Below are 14,397 nucleotides of genomic sequence, written 5' to 3'. Positions count from 1 at the left end.
TATGGATATAACAAATTACACAGTAGAAGAATTGCATGAATTGCTTGTAAAAAAAGAAGTAACAGCTCAAGAAATCGTAAAAGCTGTTTTTGCTCGTATTAGCGAAACAGAAGATAAAATTGGTGCTTTTATCACGTTGACTGAAGAAGAAGCTCTTGAACAAGCTCGCAAAGTAGACGAAGAAGGCATTGACCCGAATAATGTTCTTTCAGGTATTCCAATCGGTATCAAAGACAATATCGTAACAAATGGTACACGTACAACAGCAGCTAGTAAAATTTTGGAAGACTTTGTTCCGATTTATGATGCAACGGTTACGAAAAAAGTAAAAGAAGCGAAAATGATTTCAGTTGGGAAATTAAACATGGATGAATTCGCTATGGGCGGAAGTACTGAAACGTCTTATTACAAAAAAACACGTAACCCATGGAATCTAGATAAAGTTCCTGGTGGCTCTTCAGGTGGCTCTGCAGCAGCAGTAGCAGCGGGTCAAATTCCGGTCTCATTAGGTACAGATACTGGTGGATCGATTCGTCAACCAGCAGCATTTAACGGAATCGTTGGGATGAAACCAACTTACGGTCGTGTATCTCGTTTTGGTTTGATTGCTTTTGGATCTAGTTTGGATCAAATTGGACCATTTACACGTACAGTTAAAGACAATGCTTTAGTTTTAAATGCAATTAGCGGACATGATGCAAGTGATTCAATGAGTTACGAAGGTGAAGTTCCAGATTTTACTGCTGGGATCGAGTCTGGTGTTAAAGGAATGAAAATTGGTGTTCCAACTGAATACTTAAATGAAAAAGGGTTAGAAGAAGGCGTTAAGGAAGCCGTTCTTAAAGCTATCGATACCTTCAAATCATTAGGGGCTATCGTTGAAGAAGTCAGCTTGCCACATTCAAAATATGGCGTGCCTGCTTACTACATCATTGCTTCTTCAGAAGCTTCTTCAAACTTACAACGGTTTGATGGTGTTCGTTATGGTTACCGTTCACCTGAAGCGAAAACACTTGATGAAGTATATGTGAAATCACGTACTGAAGGTTTTGGGATGGAAGTAAAACGTCGTATCATGCTTGGAACATTCTCATTGAGTTCAGGTTTTTATGATGCTCACTTTAAAAAAGCTGGACAAGCTAGAACGTTGATAAGACAAGACTTTGATAATGTATTTAAAGAATTTGATTTGATATTAGGGCCTACAACACCAACGACTGCATTTGGAATCGGCGAACAAATCGATGATCCAATTGCAATGTACCTAAGCGATATCTTAACCGTTCCTGTTAACTTAGCAGGTGTACCAGCTATCTCTATTCCATGCGGATTTTCAAATGATTTGCCAGTTGGTCTGCAATTGATTGGAAAGCATTTCGATGAAGAAACAATTTATAAAGCGGCCTATGCTTTTGAACAAGCTACTGACTTTCATAAAGAAAAACCAAATTTGTAGGAGGAGAGAATAGATATGAACTTTGAAACAGTAATTGGACTAGAAGTCCACGTAGAATTAAAAACCGACTCAAAAATGTTCTCACCTGCCCCAGCTCACTTTGGTGCGGAACCGAACACAAACACAAACGTTATCGACTGGGGTTACCCTGGGGTTTTACCCGTTATCAATAAAGGTGCTATCGAATTTGGAATGAAAGCTGCTTTAGCTTTAAATTGTGTAATTTCACAAGATACCAAATTTGATCGCAAGAACTATTTTTATCCAGATAATCCAAAAGCTTACCAAATCTCACAATTTGACCAACCAATCGGACATGATGGTTGGATCGAAATTGAAGTTGAAGGCAAGAAAAAGAAAATCCGTATTGAACGCGTACATTTAGAAGAAGATGCTGGTAAAAATACGCATGGAACAGATGGCTATTCTTATGTTGACTTAAACCGTCAAGGAACACCGCTGATTGAAATCGTATCTGAAGCAGATATGCGTTCGCCGGAAGAAGCTTATGCTTATTTAGAAGCGATTAAACAAATCGTTCAATATACTGGTGTAAGTGATGTGAAAATGGAAGAAGGATCAATGCGTTGTGATGCCAATATTTCTATTCGTCCAATTGGGCAAGAAGAATTTGGAACCAAAACAGAATTGAAAAACTTGAATTCCTTTAACTTTGTTCGTCGCGGGTTAGCTTTTGAAGAAAAACGCCAAGAAAAAGTTCTTTTGTCTGGTGGAGTGATTCAACAAGAAACGAGACGTTATGATGAAGCAACTGGAGATACTCTTTTAATGCGTGTCAAAGAAGGGTCAAGTGACTACCGTTACTTCCCAGAACCTGATCTGCCAAACATCGTGATTGATGAAAAGTGGATTGACCGTGTGAAAGCGACTATTCCAGAAATGCCACAAGATCGTCGTATTCGCTACATCAATGAATTAGGATTACCAGAGTACGATGCAATGGTCTTAACAGCAACAAAAGAAATGTCCGATTTCTTTGAAGGCATGTTAGCAAATGGAGCAGATGCAAAGCAAGCTTCAAACTGGTTGATGGGTGAAGTTTCAGCTTACTTAAACAGTGAAAAACTAGAGTTACATGAGACAAAATTAACAACTGAAAACTTATCAGGTATGATCAAATTAATTACTGATGGAACCATTAGTTCAAAAATGGCGAAAAAAGTATTCCGTGAATTGATCATGAATGGTGGAGACGCTCAAGGAGTCGTTGAAGCAAATGGTTGGGTTCAATTAAGCGATCCAGCAAAACTATTGCCAATTATCAATGACATATTAGACAATAACGCGCAATCTGTTGAAGACTTTAAAAATGGAAAAGACCGTGCAGTTGGTTTCTTAGTGGGACAAATTATGAAAGCTACCAAAGGCCAAGCTAATCCAGGAGTCGTGAATAAATTATTGATGGATGAATTGAGCAAACGCTAGAAATAGGTGTGAAAGTAAAGGAGAAGATTTATGCGTGCAAGAGTGATTTATAATCCGACATCGGGTCGTGAAATTGTAAAAAAAAATCTAGTAGAAATCTTTCAAGTTTACGAAGATGCAGGGTATGAAACAAGTGCTTATGCGACAACTCCAGAACCTAACTCTGCTCGAAACGAAGCTGAAAGAGCAGCAAAATCCGGCTTTGATTTAATTGTGGCAGCAGGTGGGGATGGAACGATCAATGAAGTCGTAAATGGGATTGCCGGTTTGGAAAAAAGACCTAAATTGGCAATCATCCCTGCTGGAACAACGAATGATTACGCTAGAGCTTTACACATTCCAAGAAACAATTTAGTAGAAGCAGCAAAAGTAATTCAAAAAGACCAATCTTTTTTCATGGATATTGGCGAAGCGGTTATGGGAGAAGACTTGTCTTATTTCATTAATATTGGTGGCGGTGGATTACTGACAGAATTAACGTATGACGTTCCATCACAACTAAAGTCAATCTTTGGGTACTTAGCTTATTTTGTTAAAGGGGCGGAAGTTTTGCCTCGAATGAAACCAATTCCTATGCACATTGAGTATGATGATGGCATATTTGAGGGAGAGGCAACGATGTTTTTAGTTGCTCTGACCAATTCAATTGGTGGTTTTGAACAAATTGCTCCCGATGCTTTATTAGATGATGGAAAATTCACGTTAATTATATTAAAAACCTCCAACTTAGCAGATATCATGTATTTAGTGGCACAAGTTTTGAATGGCGGAAAACACTTAACCAATTCAAAAATTTTATACAAAAAAACAAGCAAAATTGTTGCACGTCCAGGAAACTCATCTAAAATGATGATCAACTTGGATGGCGAATATGGTGGAGACGCACCGGTTACGTTTTCTAATTTGCATCAACACATTGAAATCATTGTATCCACTGATGATATTCAAAAGGCTGTTGATAAAAAAGATGAAGATGCTGAGGGAGTAGAAGACGCCTTTATCAAAGAAGTTGAAGAATTAACCAATCAGGACATCAATGGTGATGGTGAAATTCACTCTTCAAAAAAAGAAGCTTATGAGAAATAATAAGAAAACTTTGAAATAAGGTGAGTTTTCTTGTATAATTACGAGTCAGTACCCAAACTTAATTATTAAGAATTGGAAGAAGCCTTTATAGTTAAATTAAAAGGTCAATACTATAGTGTAGATTAGAATCATTAGATAAGAACGTATTTTTAATCCCATCCCGTTTAGCCGGTCGAGTCAGGAACACTCCCAGTTAAGTGGATGATAGAAAGTATCAAATATCTGGCGTACTAACTGACAATGGAGTGTGAAGAAAAGCGAATTTGGTTTTGCTTTTTAGAACACGTTCTTGAATAAACATATACCGACAAACATATGACATGAAATAGGGTCAACGAAGGGAGCTTTTTTTATGAAAGCAGATAAAATAGTACCAGTTAAGAAAAATGAAAAACACACCGTTAAAATTGAAGATTTAACACATGAGGGTATGGGAGTAGCAAGAATACAAGGCTACTCACTATTTATTGAAAATGCCTTACCCGGTGAACAAGTAGAAGTTAAGATTCACAAAACAGGAAAATCTTTTGGTTATGCAAAAGTATTGAACCGTTTAAATTCGAGTGAAGACCGTGTAGTAATCCAAGATGAAAATTATACACGTGTAGGCATTACGCCATTGCAACACATGAGATATCCAGCACAATTAAACTTTAAAAAACAACAAGTTATGAACAGTATGCAACGCATCGCAAAATTACCAGAAGTACCCGTATACGACACAATTGGAATGGCTAACCCATCAGGTTACCGTAACAAAGCACAAATTCCGGTACGTAAAATCAATGACAAATTGACAACTGGTTTTTTCCGTAAAAACAGTCATGAAGTAATCCCAATGGAAAATTTCTACATTCAAGATCCTAAAATTGATGAAACAATCATCGCTGTCCGTGATATCATGCGTGAATATGGCGTTAAACCATACAACGAAAATGAAAACACTGGGAACTTGCGTCACATTATTGTTCGTCGTGGATACTATACTGGCGAAATTATGATCGTATTAGTAACAAGAACTGCTAAATTGTTCCCTACAAGCAAAATCATTCCAGATATTCTTGAAGCAATTCCTGAAGTTGTCAGCATTGTTCAAAATGTTAACCCTAAACACACTAATGTGATTTTAGGCGATGATGCAATTGTTTTATATGGCGAAGATAAATTTAGAGATACTTTATTAGGTAACACATTTGAAATTTCTCACCGTTCATTCTACCAAGTGAACCCACTTCAAACTGAGAAATTGTATCAAACTGTTTTAGACTTTGCTGAATTAACTGGCGAAGAAACAGTTATTGATGCCTACAGCGGAATTGGAACCATTACGTTAACGTTAGCTAAAAACGCTAAACATGTTTATGGAATTGAAATAATTGAACCAGCAGTAGAAAATGCTAAAGCAAATGCGGAACTAAACAATATTGAAAATGTAACATTTGAAGCGGGAGCTGCTGAAGAAGTTATGGTTCAATGGAGTGAAGAAGGACGCACAGCTGATTTACTAGTTGTTGACCCTCCACGTAAAGGTCTTGAAAAAGAATTTACTGAGGCAGTTATTGCAATGAAACCAACAAAAATGGTTTATGTTAGTTGCAACCCTGCAACATTAGCACGTGACTTAGCTTTACTTACAGAAGGCGGCTATACAGTTAAAAAAGTTCAACCTGTTGATCTTTTCCCTCAAACAACTCATGTGGAAAGTGTTACTTTGCTAGTCCGCGACTAATCATAAAATTTAGGAACAACTCATTCTAACGGATGGGTTGTTTTTTTTGCTCTATATGAAATAGTGTTGGTGGACAAATTGTTCAATTAAATAAAGGTTAAAGTGAAGGTTTTAAGAAGCTGATTTTTTAAAATCTTCATTTTTTATTTGTGTATTATAAGATAGCAAGATGCGATTGCGAAAACTTGTGAAGCTTCTAAAACCAAAAGCAATGCGTTTAATGACTTTAATTTTGTTATTAATCCATTCAAGTGGACCATTTGAATAAGCACAGATAAAGGTATTTTGACTAGCTGGAGTGTATTTTTTTAAGTAACTATTGAATTATTTTATTCTTGATGATACAAAAATTACATTCCAATACAAAAAAATACTCAGAAAGGATGATATTATGCTAAATAAATCGATTAGATTAATGAAAGAGGACGTAATTTGCTTGAATGAAATTATCAATCATGATCCAAGGATTGAAAAAGGGCAAAGCGAAGCGCTATATTATGCATTCAAAGATGCTGCTTCTGATATACCCGATTGGTCTGTAGTAGCTAAAACTAAATTTAAAAGTGATAAAGATGTTGGAATTAGTCCAAAAGATTACTCCAATATCAGGACATTTAATATCGAAAAAAATGATTTTGACAAGGTTCGTAATAGTATAAATGATCAGTTGAATTTATCAAAACCTAGAATTAGTTATATGACAAGGTTGTGTATACGTGCAGCAAGTATGAGACTTAAGAATAAGATGGCTGTGGAAAAGAAGTTGATCCCCATAGGAGTCGAAAAAGTTAAACTTGATGGTGTATCAATTATTAGAAGAATTGCGGAGTTACTAGAAAGCACATCAGAAGAAGCTGTAGAAAAGGTTGTTAAAATAAAGGATATATTGGAGGAAAACACATGAAAAAAATTGTTTTAAATAGCGATGAATTAAGGGAATATAACAACAAGATTATAAAAGTAATTTCAACATTTACATCAGGAACATATTATTTTAAAGACTTTTTCAAGGGGCAAGCTACATCCCAAAGAATAGCTAGAAGATTTTATGAAGGTGTGAGGGATAAAAATTTTACAAAAGTTACTCTTGTAGGAAAGCTTTCAAGAGAAGGATATGTAATTTCATAATAATAGTAAAGTTTATACAGTTGAGCATCTATCAAGAGGTAGATGCTTTTTTATGGTTATTTTTTTAGAATGTGATGATATTTTGGATTTCTAACATCGGTATTTAAGTAGAAAATAAAATGATAGACAAAACACTTGGCTCTAACCATACCTTTCTCATGGGTGCGACTACTTCTAGTAGAACAGTCACGGAACGCTCTACCCTTCAAATGCTGGCAATTTATTCCTGTATTAGTATCTTAGCTGAAGCAGTTGTGGGACTTCAGTTACATCTTTACCGGTACAGAGGATGAAGGGTGGAAAAGAAAAAGCAAACGGCCATCTTATTGTGAATGGAAATTAAAAGATTTATACTATTTATAATGAATACTATGTGATTGAGAGGACAGCGATATGAATAAATATAGTTTTATAAAAGATGAATTTGAGAAAATTTCAGATAGAGATAAGGCCGATTCGATGGCAAAGTACATGAGAAACATGTTTCAATTTTATGGTATCCCATCTCCTAAAAGAAGAGAAGCCTATAAAGAATTTATCAGGGAAGAGAAAAAGAATAAAACCATTGACTGGAATTTTCTTGATAAATGCTATGAAGATGAGCACAGGGAGTTTCAATATTTGGTGTTGGATTACTTGATTGCTATGGATAAAGAGTTAAACTTTGAAGATATACCTAGAATAAATAACTACATCAAAGTAAAACAATGGTGGGATACGATTGATTTTTTTAATAAGATTATTGGAAACATAGGTCTTAGAGATAGCAGGGTCGACAGTTTAATGTTGGAATGGTCTGAGGATGAAGACTTTTGGGTAAGAAGATTGGCAATCAACCATCAACTTGGCAGAAAAGAAAAAACAAAAACAGCATTGTTAGAAGAGATTATTACGAACAATTTTGGAAGCGATGAGTTCTTTATCAACAAGGCAATTGGCTGGAGCTTGCGAGATTATTCCAAAGTAAATCCTGAATGGGTAAGAGTTTTTATTAACAGGTATTATGATGAAATGAGTAACCTGAGCATAAGAGAAGCAAGTAAGTATATCTGACAACTCATTCTAACAGATGGGTTGTTTTTTTGCTTTATGGAATCAAAATAAGGAGTTTATTAGTCGTTCAATGCCTTTCCACTTATACGTGGGACTGCGTAGTTGCAGATAGAAGTGTAATATTGGTAAACTTAAGAAAAATCTGGATCCTTACGTCAAATGAAAGGAGTTTCTTAGTATGAAAAATCTGAGCGTTTGTTTGTTAAGTATAGTTATCTTTGTTGGTGCTTGTGCTCAAACAGAAGATACGAATCAAATTCCCTCATCAGAATCCAACTCAGTAGTAGAGTCCTTTCCTGAATCTAAATCTGAATCCTCTTCAACCAATGAAACCCAAAATTCTGACTCTTTTGAGCCACTTAATTATGAATTAGTTGAAGCATATCCTAATCTTACTTTTGACCAGCCGCTTCATTATACGACCGCCAATGAGGCAACAAATCGTATTTTTGTGGTCGAGCGAACCGGTAAAATTAAAGTTTTTGAAAATGATAGAGAAGCTACTGAGGCCAAAGTGTTTGTTGATTTAACAACTAAAATCGATTCTAGCGGACAAGAGAAAGGCTTACTTGGGTTAGCTTTTCATCCAGAGTTTGCAGAAAATGGTTACTTTTACGTTAACTATACAACAGAAGAAAATACAATGATTGCCCGATTTAGTGCAGATCCGGATACCTTAACTGAAGGAGATCTAGCTAGTGAAGAAATTTTAATGGAATTCGCTCAACCATACCCTAATCATAATGGTGGCCATCTAGCTTTTGGTCCAGAGGGGTATTTATATATTGCAACTGGTGATGGAGGATCAAGCGGCGACCCACAAGATAATGCACAAGATCTAACCAAAATCTACGGCAAATTATTAAGAATTGACGTCAATTCAGCGAATGGAGATAAAAAATATAGTATTCCTGAAGATAATCCTTATGCTGGAAATACAGCTAATTACGCAGAAGAGATTTATGCTTATGGTCTCAGAAATCCATGGAAATTTAGTTTTGATGAGGAGCGGGAGTTACTGTGGGCAGCTGATGTTGGCCAAAATGCCATGGAAGAAATTAATATAATCGAAAAAGGCCAGAACTACGGATGGAATATTATGGAAGGAACATTACAGTATGAAGCATCTGATACCGGTAATGAAGAAGAACTTAAAGAACCCATCTGGGAATATGATCACACATTAGGTCAATCTATTACAGGTGGTTACACTTATTATGGTCAGGAGAATCCAAGTTTAAATGGCATCTATATTTATGGGGATTTTATTTCTGGTAAAATCTGGGGATTATGGCTAGGTGAAGGAGAACAAGTTGAAAATAAGGAATTAACGGATACCGATTTAATGATCTCTTCCTTTGGAGTGGACGAAAAAGGCGAACTAATGATTGTCGACTTTAATGGGAAATTATATAAATTAGAGGAAACGGATTGAGAATAGATAAAAAGTTAGCACCAACTCTTAGAATAACGACTCTAAGTTTTGGTGCTAACTTTTTTGGCTAATAAATTGCATGATAATTCTATCGTTTGATGTAGAGCAATACAGTTAAACTTATGTAAAATCCAAGAGTCAATTCCACAAAAGAAGAACCCAGTAGGCTAAGAGCTGCATAAATGGGTAGGCTATAACCAAAGTAATTACCAACTAATAAAAAAATCAAAATAGCTGTCCAAGCAGTTAAAATCCATTTTGTAAGCTTAGCAGTTTTATCGAAGTAAATCATTAACCGGTAACTGAGTAATGTCATAGCTATGCCGGTGAATAGCCAACTTATACTAATTGCCCAAAAGGCAGCTGAATTATATGTCCTAGCAGAAATTATTGTTGCATAGTAGATAATCCATGGAACTATCCCTAGCGTTACAACAGGAAACAACGAAACAAGTAATGGATTGAGTATCGATTTTTTCTTCATATGTATACCTCCGTTTTGAGATTCTATTTCACAAATAATTAATTGCGTTAAAAAATTGTTATTTTATGAGCATTTTATAAATTTAATTATACTTTAGAGTATACTATAGTTACAATATAAAAATTAGTCTATTGGAGGTTATCATGTTAACTAAAGCACAAATTATAATCGGTTTAATAGGAATATTTTTAGTAGCTTATCTTACATTAAATGAACTAGTTTCTCAAAAAATAGGTGGAATATTATGGATAACTATTTTGTCCATACAACTAATTTTCCGAGTGTATAATTTTAAAAAAAGCTATTTCAGAAAATAAATTTAACGATTTATTAATGACAATAGCAATCCTAAAATTAATAATAAAATAAAAGTGTATCTAGAAAATAAATAGGGTTTTGGTAACGGTTCTTTGATGGTTGTTAAATCATAAATATTAATACCAATTGCTAGTAAAAGAATAAGAGGATTTCCATTAATATCCTTAGGATAAATAAAAAAAACAATAATAACTGTTAAATTTATAGCAACAAGTAGAATAGTTTTTCGTTTATAATTGTTCATTGTTACTTACCTTTCTTATATTATTGTATTAGAAAATGGTTAAGTGGTTTGTTAAATCATTTATTAATCCTATTATCCTTTAATTTGATAAAATTTTATAGAACGGATCAGTTTACAATTAGCAACTACTGGTTGCATGTGCTCATTAAATAAAGAGGAGTGTGGAAATGTTGGATGAATTAGAAGAAGTTGGGATTTGTTATAAAGAGGATATGTACACAGAACTTGTGTACATAAATAAAGATGAAAAAAATTCATTGTTAAAAAATATAATGGATGAAACGATTGCAGTCTTTAAAATAGCGGACAAAGAAATCAAAAAAAGTAATTTGGATAGTTTAATGTTTGAAGGAATGACAATTCAATTTTATGAAGAAGATGAACTAAAAGGTAATCTAACAGAATAAACTTAAGAAAACAATCTTATGAAAAGGTTGTTTTTTTTGACCAACTCTATATCGTCAAACTATATAGTTGACATGTATAGTTAGCCGGTATATACTACGATTAATCAGTTGAACTGTATATGAAGGAGTAATGATATGAAAAGACATAAACTATTGCCACTAAGTGAAACAATGCATCTAATCTTATTATCTTTAAGAGAGCCATTGCATGGGTATGCTATTATGCAAAAGATTGAGGAAATGAGTTCTGGAACAGTTAGAATAGCCGCAGGAACCTTATATGGAGCATTAGACAATTTATTGAAACAAAACTGGATAGAACCTTATCCATCAGATGATCCTAGACGGAAGGTTTATATTATTACACCTGCTGGATTGGAAATATTAGAAATTGAGAAAAAAAGATTAGAAAATATGATTCATTTATACTAGGAGGATTATTATGAAAAAGATGCGAATGTTTTTAGATATAGACAAAGAAACACAATGGCTAAATGAAATGGATTCAAAAGGTTGGGAATGCAGTAAAGTAAATTCTTTTGGAATTTATTCCTTTCATAAGAAGGGAATAGAGAATAACCATTATCAAATTGATTTTCAAGAATTCCATCGAAAAAGTAAATTTGAAGAGTATGTAAAATTTCATGAAGATTTTGGCTGGAAATTGATTGGTGGTTCTTGGTCAAGTGGGAAATATTACTGGCAAAGTAATTCCACAAAAAATGAAAGTCTTTTTTCTGATCCGTCATCAGAATTGCATTTTTACAACAGAGCTCTCAATCAATATTTATCTCTAGCTGTGCTTTTTATGGTGTTCTTCTTTATTATTAATGGGAGTTCAGATACAACTATTTTTGAATGGCGCGATGCTTTTTATACTCCTGGATTGTGGGAGATGACAGGTAGTGTATTTTGGAGTAAATTTTTGTTTGAATTACCTTTTGCTTTTTTACGTTGGGGTGCACATTTGGTTATAGGAGTTTTTGTATTATATAACTTTTTTATTAGTATGAAAATTCAACAGAAAATTAATCAAATTAAGAAATTGTTGTAATATCATTTATTAATACTTATATAATAGTCAAATAACTTCGAGAAATAAATTTATTATTTATATATTATAAAGAGCTGGAAACGTTGCTATAATAAGGATGCAACTGTTGGTTGCTACTATGTAAACTAATAGGTTCTTTTAAAAGAAAGACCTTTCATAGATAATTTAGAGAGTAAAAAGATTTAGGGAATTATCTATGGAGGAGTTTAAGTGAAAAAAATAAAGAAATCTCAATGGTATCACTATTTCTCTATTTTAATTTTTGGAATAGCGATTTTTGAAATATTGAATCAAAGACTTGGCTTAGGGTATGGTCTAATAGCCATTGGATACTACATGCTTCGCAGATCGGATTTTGAGAAGTAAGATCTGGCTAGAGTTACATAATAATTATCTGAAGTATACATAAAGAAAATTAATTATTTGATAGGGTGTGTACTAAATGATGAGTGAAGTAAGGAAAAAAGAATTGCTAACTATGTTATTGTGGATGGGTGTATTACTTTTTTTACTGATGATGGATGACCATTATCCATTTTTTGCTAACGCGTGATCATTTATAGTTCCTTTTTGTTGGATAGGAAGTTGGATTACCAAATATTATTTAAAAAGAAAAATATTAAATAGATGACCATCATATAGGTGTGGAAATTGGGCATATTTGTTGTAGAAGTAAAACTAAATCAGTTAAAATATGAAAGGATAACAGGAATAATGTTAAAGATAACTAAATGATTCTATTAATTTGATAACGTTAACAATTAAATTTAGGGGTGTAAAATGATTGAAGACTTTGTAGATTCTATACTATTAATTTTAAAAGTTCTTTTGGCTCTAACTTTAACAACTTATACACAGAGTCATATTCCACAATTAAATTTTTTATCAGTAAGTGACAATTTTTATACTTGGAGCTACTTTTTAATTCTGTATTGCGGTTACTTTTTTATTGTATCCAAGGCGATTTCATGTTTTTACGACATCGATTAAGTTTATATTTCAACTAAAAAAAATGCGCCTACTACATTATCTAGTAGGCGCATTTTTTTAGTAACATTTAGAACAAGGAGTCAAACCACTAGCAAGTGCTGTGCTCATAGAGGCTTCAGTATAGGTACCATTTCCACACTTGCGATTATGGTATTTAGAACCTGTAGGAGTAACTAACACTGTCTGTTCATTGCTTTGGCTACTTGCCTCGATAATAGGCGTAGATTGAGCTGGTGTACTTTGTGCAGCTTGAGCTGCCTGTTCATTAGCTTGTTTTTCTTTTTCAGCAATTTCACTGGCTATTTTTTGTTGTTTTGCTTCCTCAGCAGCGACGGCTAAAGCTTTTTCTTCTTTATCTTTTTCAATTATTGTTTTTACAGTTACTAGTCTAGTACTGAAAGAATCATCTTTAGTAGGAAGTGCTTCTATTAGTTCAACTGCATGATTGTAATTGTTATCCGTTGGAGTTTCTTCAGCTAGATCAATAGCTTCTTTAGCTAATGTCAATTGTTCTTCTCTTTCGGTTACTTGAGTTTGAATTGTTTTTACTCGATCAGAAAAGTTTTCTTTGTTTAAGGTAACTTTTTTTATAAGCGTCTGAGCATCTTCTAAGCTATCAGTTGTCAATTCTTTCTCAGCAAGCACAACCGCTTCTTCAGCTTTTAAGTAATCTTCTACATTAGTTAATTGATCATCAATGTTGCTATATTCTTTTGTTAATGCCACTACTAATGTAGCTGCTTTATCATAATTCTCTTGATTCGGTTCCTTTTCAGCCAACACTAAAGCTGTTTCAACTTTTTTCAGTTTTTCTTCTTCTATTTTTTGTTCATTTAAAAAGGTTATGTATTCTTCCGAAGGGGTAACAGTAACGACTTTTTCTGCTTCAGAATCTTCAATAATTGCAACTAACGTAATTTTCTTTTCATCTTGATTAGCTAGTTTAACTTCGTAAGAAAAATCTCCTTCATCATTCTCTAAATTTTTTCCATCAATCGTTAATTTAGCATCAGAATTAGTCGTTCCTTCAATTAAAGCAATACCATTCTTATTGGTTTCAATTTCTGCGGCTTCAATAGTAAGTGAAGCTGTTACTGGAGCAAAACCAACTGTAACCAACATAACAATAAAACTACCTAACATAATATATAACGATTTCTTTTTCGATCGCTTTTTGATCAAATTAAATAAAAGAAATCCTATACCACCCATAAAAACTAACATACCAAGTAAAAATACTATTTCCATTTTTTCTCCTCCTTAAAGTAAAATTAAGTATACCAAATAAAAATAGAAAACGGAATCATAAAAATATAAGTATATATGCAAAAGCTTCTTAATTCATTTAAAAAATAAAAAACTTTAACGGAGGGCATTCGCAAACGTTATTTAATGTGTACTAATATTGAAATGAAAAAAGGTGTTTGCAAAAAAAATATAGACCAATTAGTTTACGAGATTAAATTAACACTAGGAATTTTAAAAAGTAATCACCGAAATTCATGCTATTTTTAAAGAAGTTTGGTATATTATTAAAAATACATATAATAATTTTATAACTAATAAA

General features: G+C 33.5%; 16 protein-coding genes and 1 pseudogene. 14 read left to right on the top strand and 3 right to left on the bottom strand.

Translation table 11 applies throughout. The features are described 5' to 3' along the window. The first annotated feature begins 1 nt into the window (after window position 1). The 4 genes from gatA (at window position 2) to rlmD (ending at window position 5,717) form a co-directional block, all read left to right on the top strand. A complete protein-coding gene (gatA, locus tag CAR_RS08100) occupies window positions 2-1,456 on the top strand; it encodes an Asp-tRNA(Asn)/Glu-tRNA(Gln) amidotransferase subunit GatA (protein WP_013711228.1) in 1,455 nt (484 codons plus the stop codon). A gap of 15 nt (window positions 1,457-1,471) precedes the next feature. Beyond that, a complete protein-coding gene (gatB, locus tag CAR_RS08095; RefSeq protein ID WP_013711227.1) occupies window positions 1,472-2,902 on the top strand; it encodes an Asp-tRNA(Asn)/Glu-tRNA(Gln) amidotransferase subunit GatB in 1,431 nt (476 codons plus the stop codon). Between the two features lie 30 nt (window positions 2,903-2,932). Further along, window positions 2,933-3,988, top strand: coding sequence for a diacylglycerol kinase (locus CAR_RS08090; RefSeq protein ID WP_013711226.1), 1,056 nt, complete (start codon window positions 2,933-2,935; stop codon window positions 3,986-3,988). A gap of 352 nt (window positions 3,989-4,340) precedes the next feature. Continuing rightward, window positions 4,341-5,717 (top strand): 23S rRNA (uracil(1939)-C(5))-methyltransferase RlmD, encoded by a 1,377-nt coding sequence (gene rlmD / locus CAR_RS08085; RefSeq protein WP_013711225.1) that lies wholly within the window; start codon window positions 4,341-4,343, stop codon window positions 5,715-5,717. 111 nt (window positions 5,718-5,828) lie between these two features. Here rlmD and CAR_RS13025 read toward each other — a convergent pair. Then, window positions 5,829-6,017 (bottom strand): annotated as a pseudogene (locus CAR_RS13025) (transposase); the annotation flags it as partial. A gap of 136 nt (window positions 6,018-6,153) precedes the next feature. Here CAR_RS13025 and CAR_RS08080 point away from each other — a divergent pair. The 5 genes from CAR_RS08080 (at window position 6,154) to CAR_RS08065 (ending at window position 9,333) form a co-directional block, all read left to right on the top strand. Next, on the top strand, window positions 6,154-6,621 hold the full coding sequence (locus tag CAR_RS08080) for a hypothetical protein (protein ID WP_158305250.1): 468 nt from the start codon (window positions 6,154-6,156) through the stop codon (window positions 6,619-6,621). Then, on the top strand, window positions 6,618-6,845 hold the full coding sequence (locus tag CAR_RS08075; protein ID WP_041556443.1) for a hypothetical protein: 228 nt from the start codon (window positions 6,618-6,620) through the stop codon (window positions 6,843-6,845). Before CAR_RS08080 ends, CAR_RS08075 begins: the two co-directional genes overlap by 4 nt. Before the next feature lie 119 nt (window positions 6,846-6,964). Continuing rightward, window positions 6,965-7,138 carry a hypothetical protein gene (locus CAR_RS13180; RefSeq protein WP_158305249.1) on the top strand — a complete coding sequence of 58 codons (174 nt, stop codon included), beginning with the start codon at window positions 6,965-6,967 and terminating at the stop codon, window positions 7,136-7,138. Window positions 7,139-7,238: 100 nt separating this feature from the next. Then, entirely contained in the window at window positions 7,239-7,898 is a 660-nt protein-coding gene (locus tag CAR_RS08070; RefSeq protein ID WP_013711223.1) for a DNA alkylation repair protein, read from the top strand. Window positions 7,899-8,076: 178 nt separating this feature from the next. Next, window positions 8,077-9,333, top strand: coding sequence for a PQQ-dependent sugar dehydrogenase (locus CAR_RS08065; protein WP_148229404.1), 1,257 nt, complete (start codon window positions 8,077-8,079; stop codon window positions 9,331-9,333). Window positions 9,334-9,421: 88 nt separating this feature from the next. On the opposite strand, the gene CAR_RS08060 is transcribed toward CAR_RS08065, so the two are convergent. Beyond that, window positions 9,422-9,817: a hypothetical protein gene (locus CAR_RS08060; protein ID WP_013711221.1), complete on the bottom strand. Its 396-nt coding sequence runs from the start codon at window positions 9,815-9,817 to the stop codon at window positions 9,422-9,424. A gap of 143 nt (window positions 9,818-9,960) precedes the next feature. On the opposite strand from CAR_RS08060, the gene CAR_RS13175 reads away from it, so the two are divergent. From CAR_RS13175 to CAR_RS13240, 5 genes are all read left to right on the top strand, one after another. Next, window positions 9,961-10,134, top strand: coding sequence for a hypothetical protein (locus tag CAR_RS13175; RefSeq protein ID WP_013711220.1), 174 nt, complete (start codon window positions 9,961-9,963; stop codon window positions 10,132-10,134). 412 nt (window positions 10,135-10,546) lie between these two features. After that, entirely contained in the window at window positions 10,547-10,786 is a 240-nt protein-coding gene (locus CAR_RS08050; RefSeq protein ID WP_041556441.1) for a hypothetical protein, read from the top strand. A gap of 135 nt (window positions 10,787-10,921) precedes the next feature. Then, on the top strand, window positions 10,922-11,218 hold the full coding sequence (locus tag CAR_RS08045) for a PadR family transcriptional regulator (protein WP_013711217.1): 297 nt from the start codon (window positions 10,922-10,924) through the stop codon (window positions 11,216-11,218). 10 nt (window positions 11,219-11,228) lie between these two features. Next, window positions 11,229-11,840, top strand: coding sequence for a DUF2812 domain-containing protein (locus tag CAR_RS08040; RefSeq protein ID WP_052303140.1), 612 nt, complete (start codon window positions 11,229-11,231; stop codon window positions 11,838-11,840). Window positions 11,841-12,050: 210 nt separating this feature from the next. After that, window positions 12,051-12,206 carry a hypothetical protein gene (locus tag CAR_RS13240; protein ID WP_013711215.1) on the top strand — a complete coding sequence of 52 codons (156 nt, stop codon included), beginning with the start codon at window positions 12,051-12,053 and terminating at the stop codon, window positions 12,204-12,206. Between the two features lie 681 nt (window positions 12,207-12,887). Here the strand turns inward: CAR_RS13240 and CAR_RS08035 are convergent. After that, window positions 12,888-14,078: a serine protease gene (locus CAR_RS08035; RefSeq protein WP_013711214.1), complete on the bottom strand. Its 1,191-nt coding sequence runs from the start codon at window positions 14,076-14,078 to the stop codon at window positions 12,888-12,890. Window positions 14,079-14,397: the final 319 nt, after the last annotated feature.

Source organism: Carnobacterium sp. 17-4 (assembly GCF_000195575.1).
Classification (GTDB): Bacteria; Bacillota; Bacilli; order Lactobacillales; family Carnobacteriaceae; genus Carnobacterium_B.
Note: the sequence above shows the minus strand (reverse complement) of the source record. Positions and strands in the feature narration are given on the sequence as shown.

Coding starts and splice junctions, on each gene's coding strand:
- CAR_RS08065 (WP_148229404.1), top strand. CDS start 8,077: ATGAAAAATCTGAGCGTTTGTTTGTTAAGTATAGTTATCTTTGTTGGT.
- CAR_RS13180 (WP_158305249.1), top strand. CDS start 6,965: ATGATAGACAAAACACTTGGCTCTAACCATACCTTTCTCATGGGTGCG.
- CAR_RS08060 (WP_013711221.1), bottom strand. CDS start 9,817: ATGAAGAAAAAATCGATACTCAATCCATTACTTGTTTCGTTGTTTCCT.
- gatB (WP_013711227.1), top strand. CDS start 1,472: ATGAACTTTGAAACAGTAATTGGACTAGAAGTCCACGTAGAATTAAAA.
- CAR_RS08070 (WP_013711223.1), top strand. CDS start 7,239: ATGAATAAATATAGTTTTATAAAAGATGAATTTGAGAAAATTTCAGAT.
- CAR_RS08040 (WP_052303140.1), top strand. CDS start 11,229: ATGAAAAAGATGCGAATGTTTTTAGATATAGACAAAGAAACACAATGG.
- CAR_RS08045 (WP_013711217.1), top strand. CDS start 10,922: ATGAAAAGACATAAACTATTGCCACTAAGTGAAACAATGCATCTAATC.
- CAR_RS08075 (WP_041556443.1), top strand. CDS start 6,618: ATGAAAAAAATTGTTTTAAATAGCGATGAATTAAGGGAATATAACAAC.
- rlmD (WP_013711225.1), top strand. CDS start 4,341: ATGAAAGCAGATAAAATAGTACCAGTTAAGAAAAATGAAAAACACACC.
- gatA (WP_013711228.1), top strand. CDS start 2: ATGGATATAACAAATTACACAGTAGAAGAATTGCATGAATTGCTTGTA.
- CAR_RS08035 (WP_013711214.1), bottom strand. CDS start 14,078: ATGGAAATAGTATTTTTACTTGGTATGTTAGTTTTTATGGGTGGTATA.
- CAR_RS08090 (WP_013711226.1), top strand. CDS start 2,933: ATGCGTGCAAGAGTGATTTATAATCCGACATCGGGTCGTGAAATTGTA.
- CAR_RS08050 (WP_041556441.1), top strand. CDS start 10,547: ATGTTGGATGAATTAGAAGAAGTTGGGATTTGTTATAAAGAGGATATG.
- CAR_RS13175 (WP_013711220.1), top strand. CDS start 9,961: ATGTTAACTAAAGCACAAATTATAATCGGTTTAATAGGAATATTTTTA.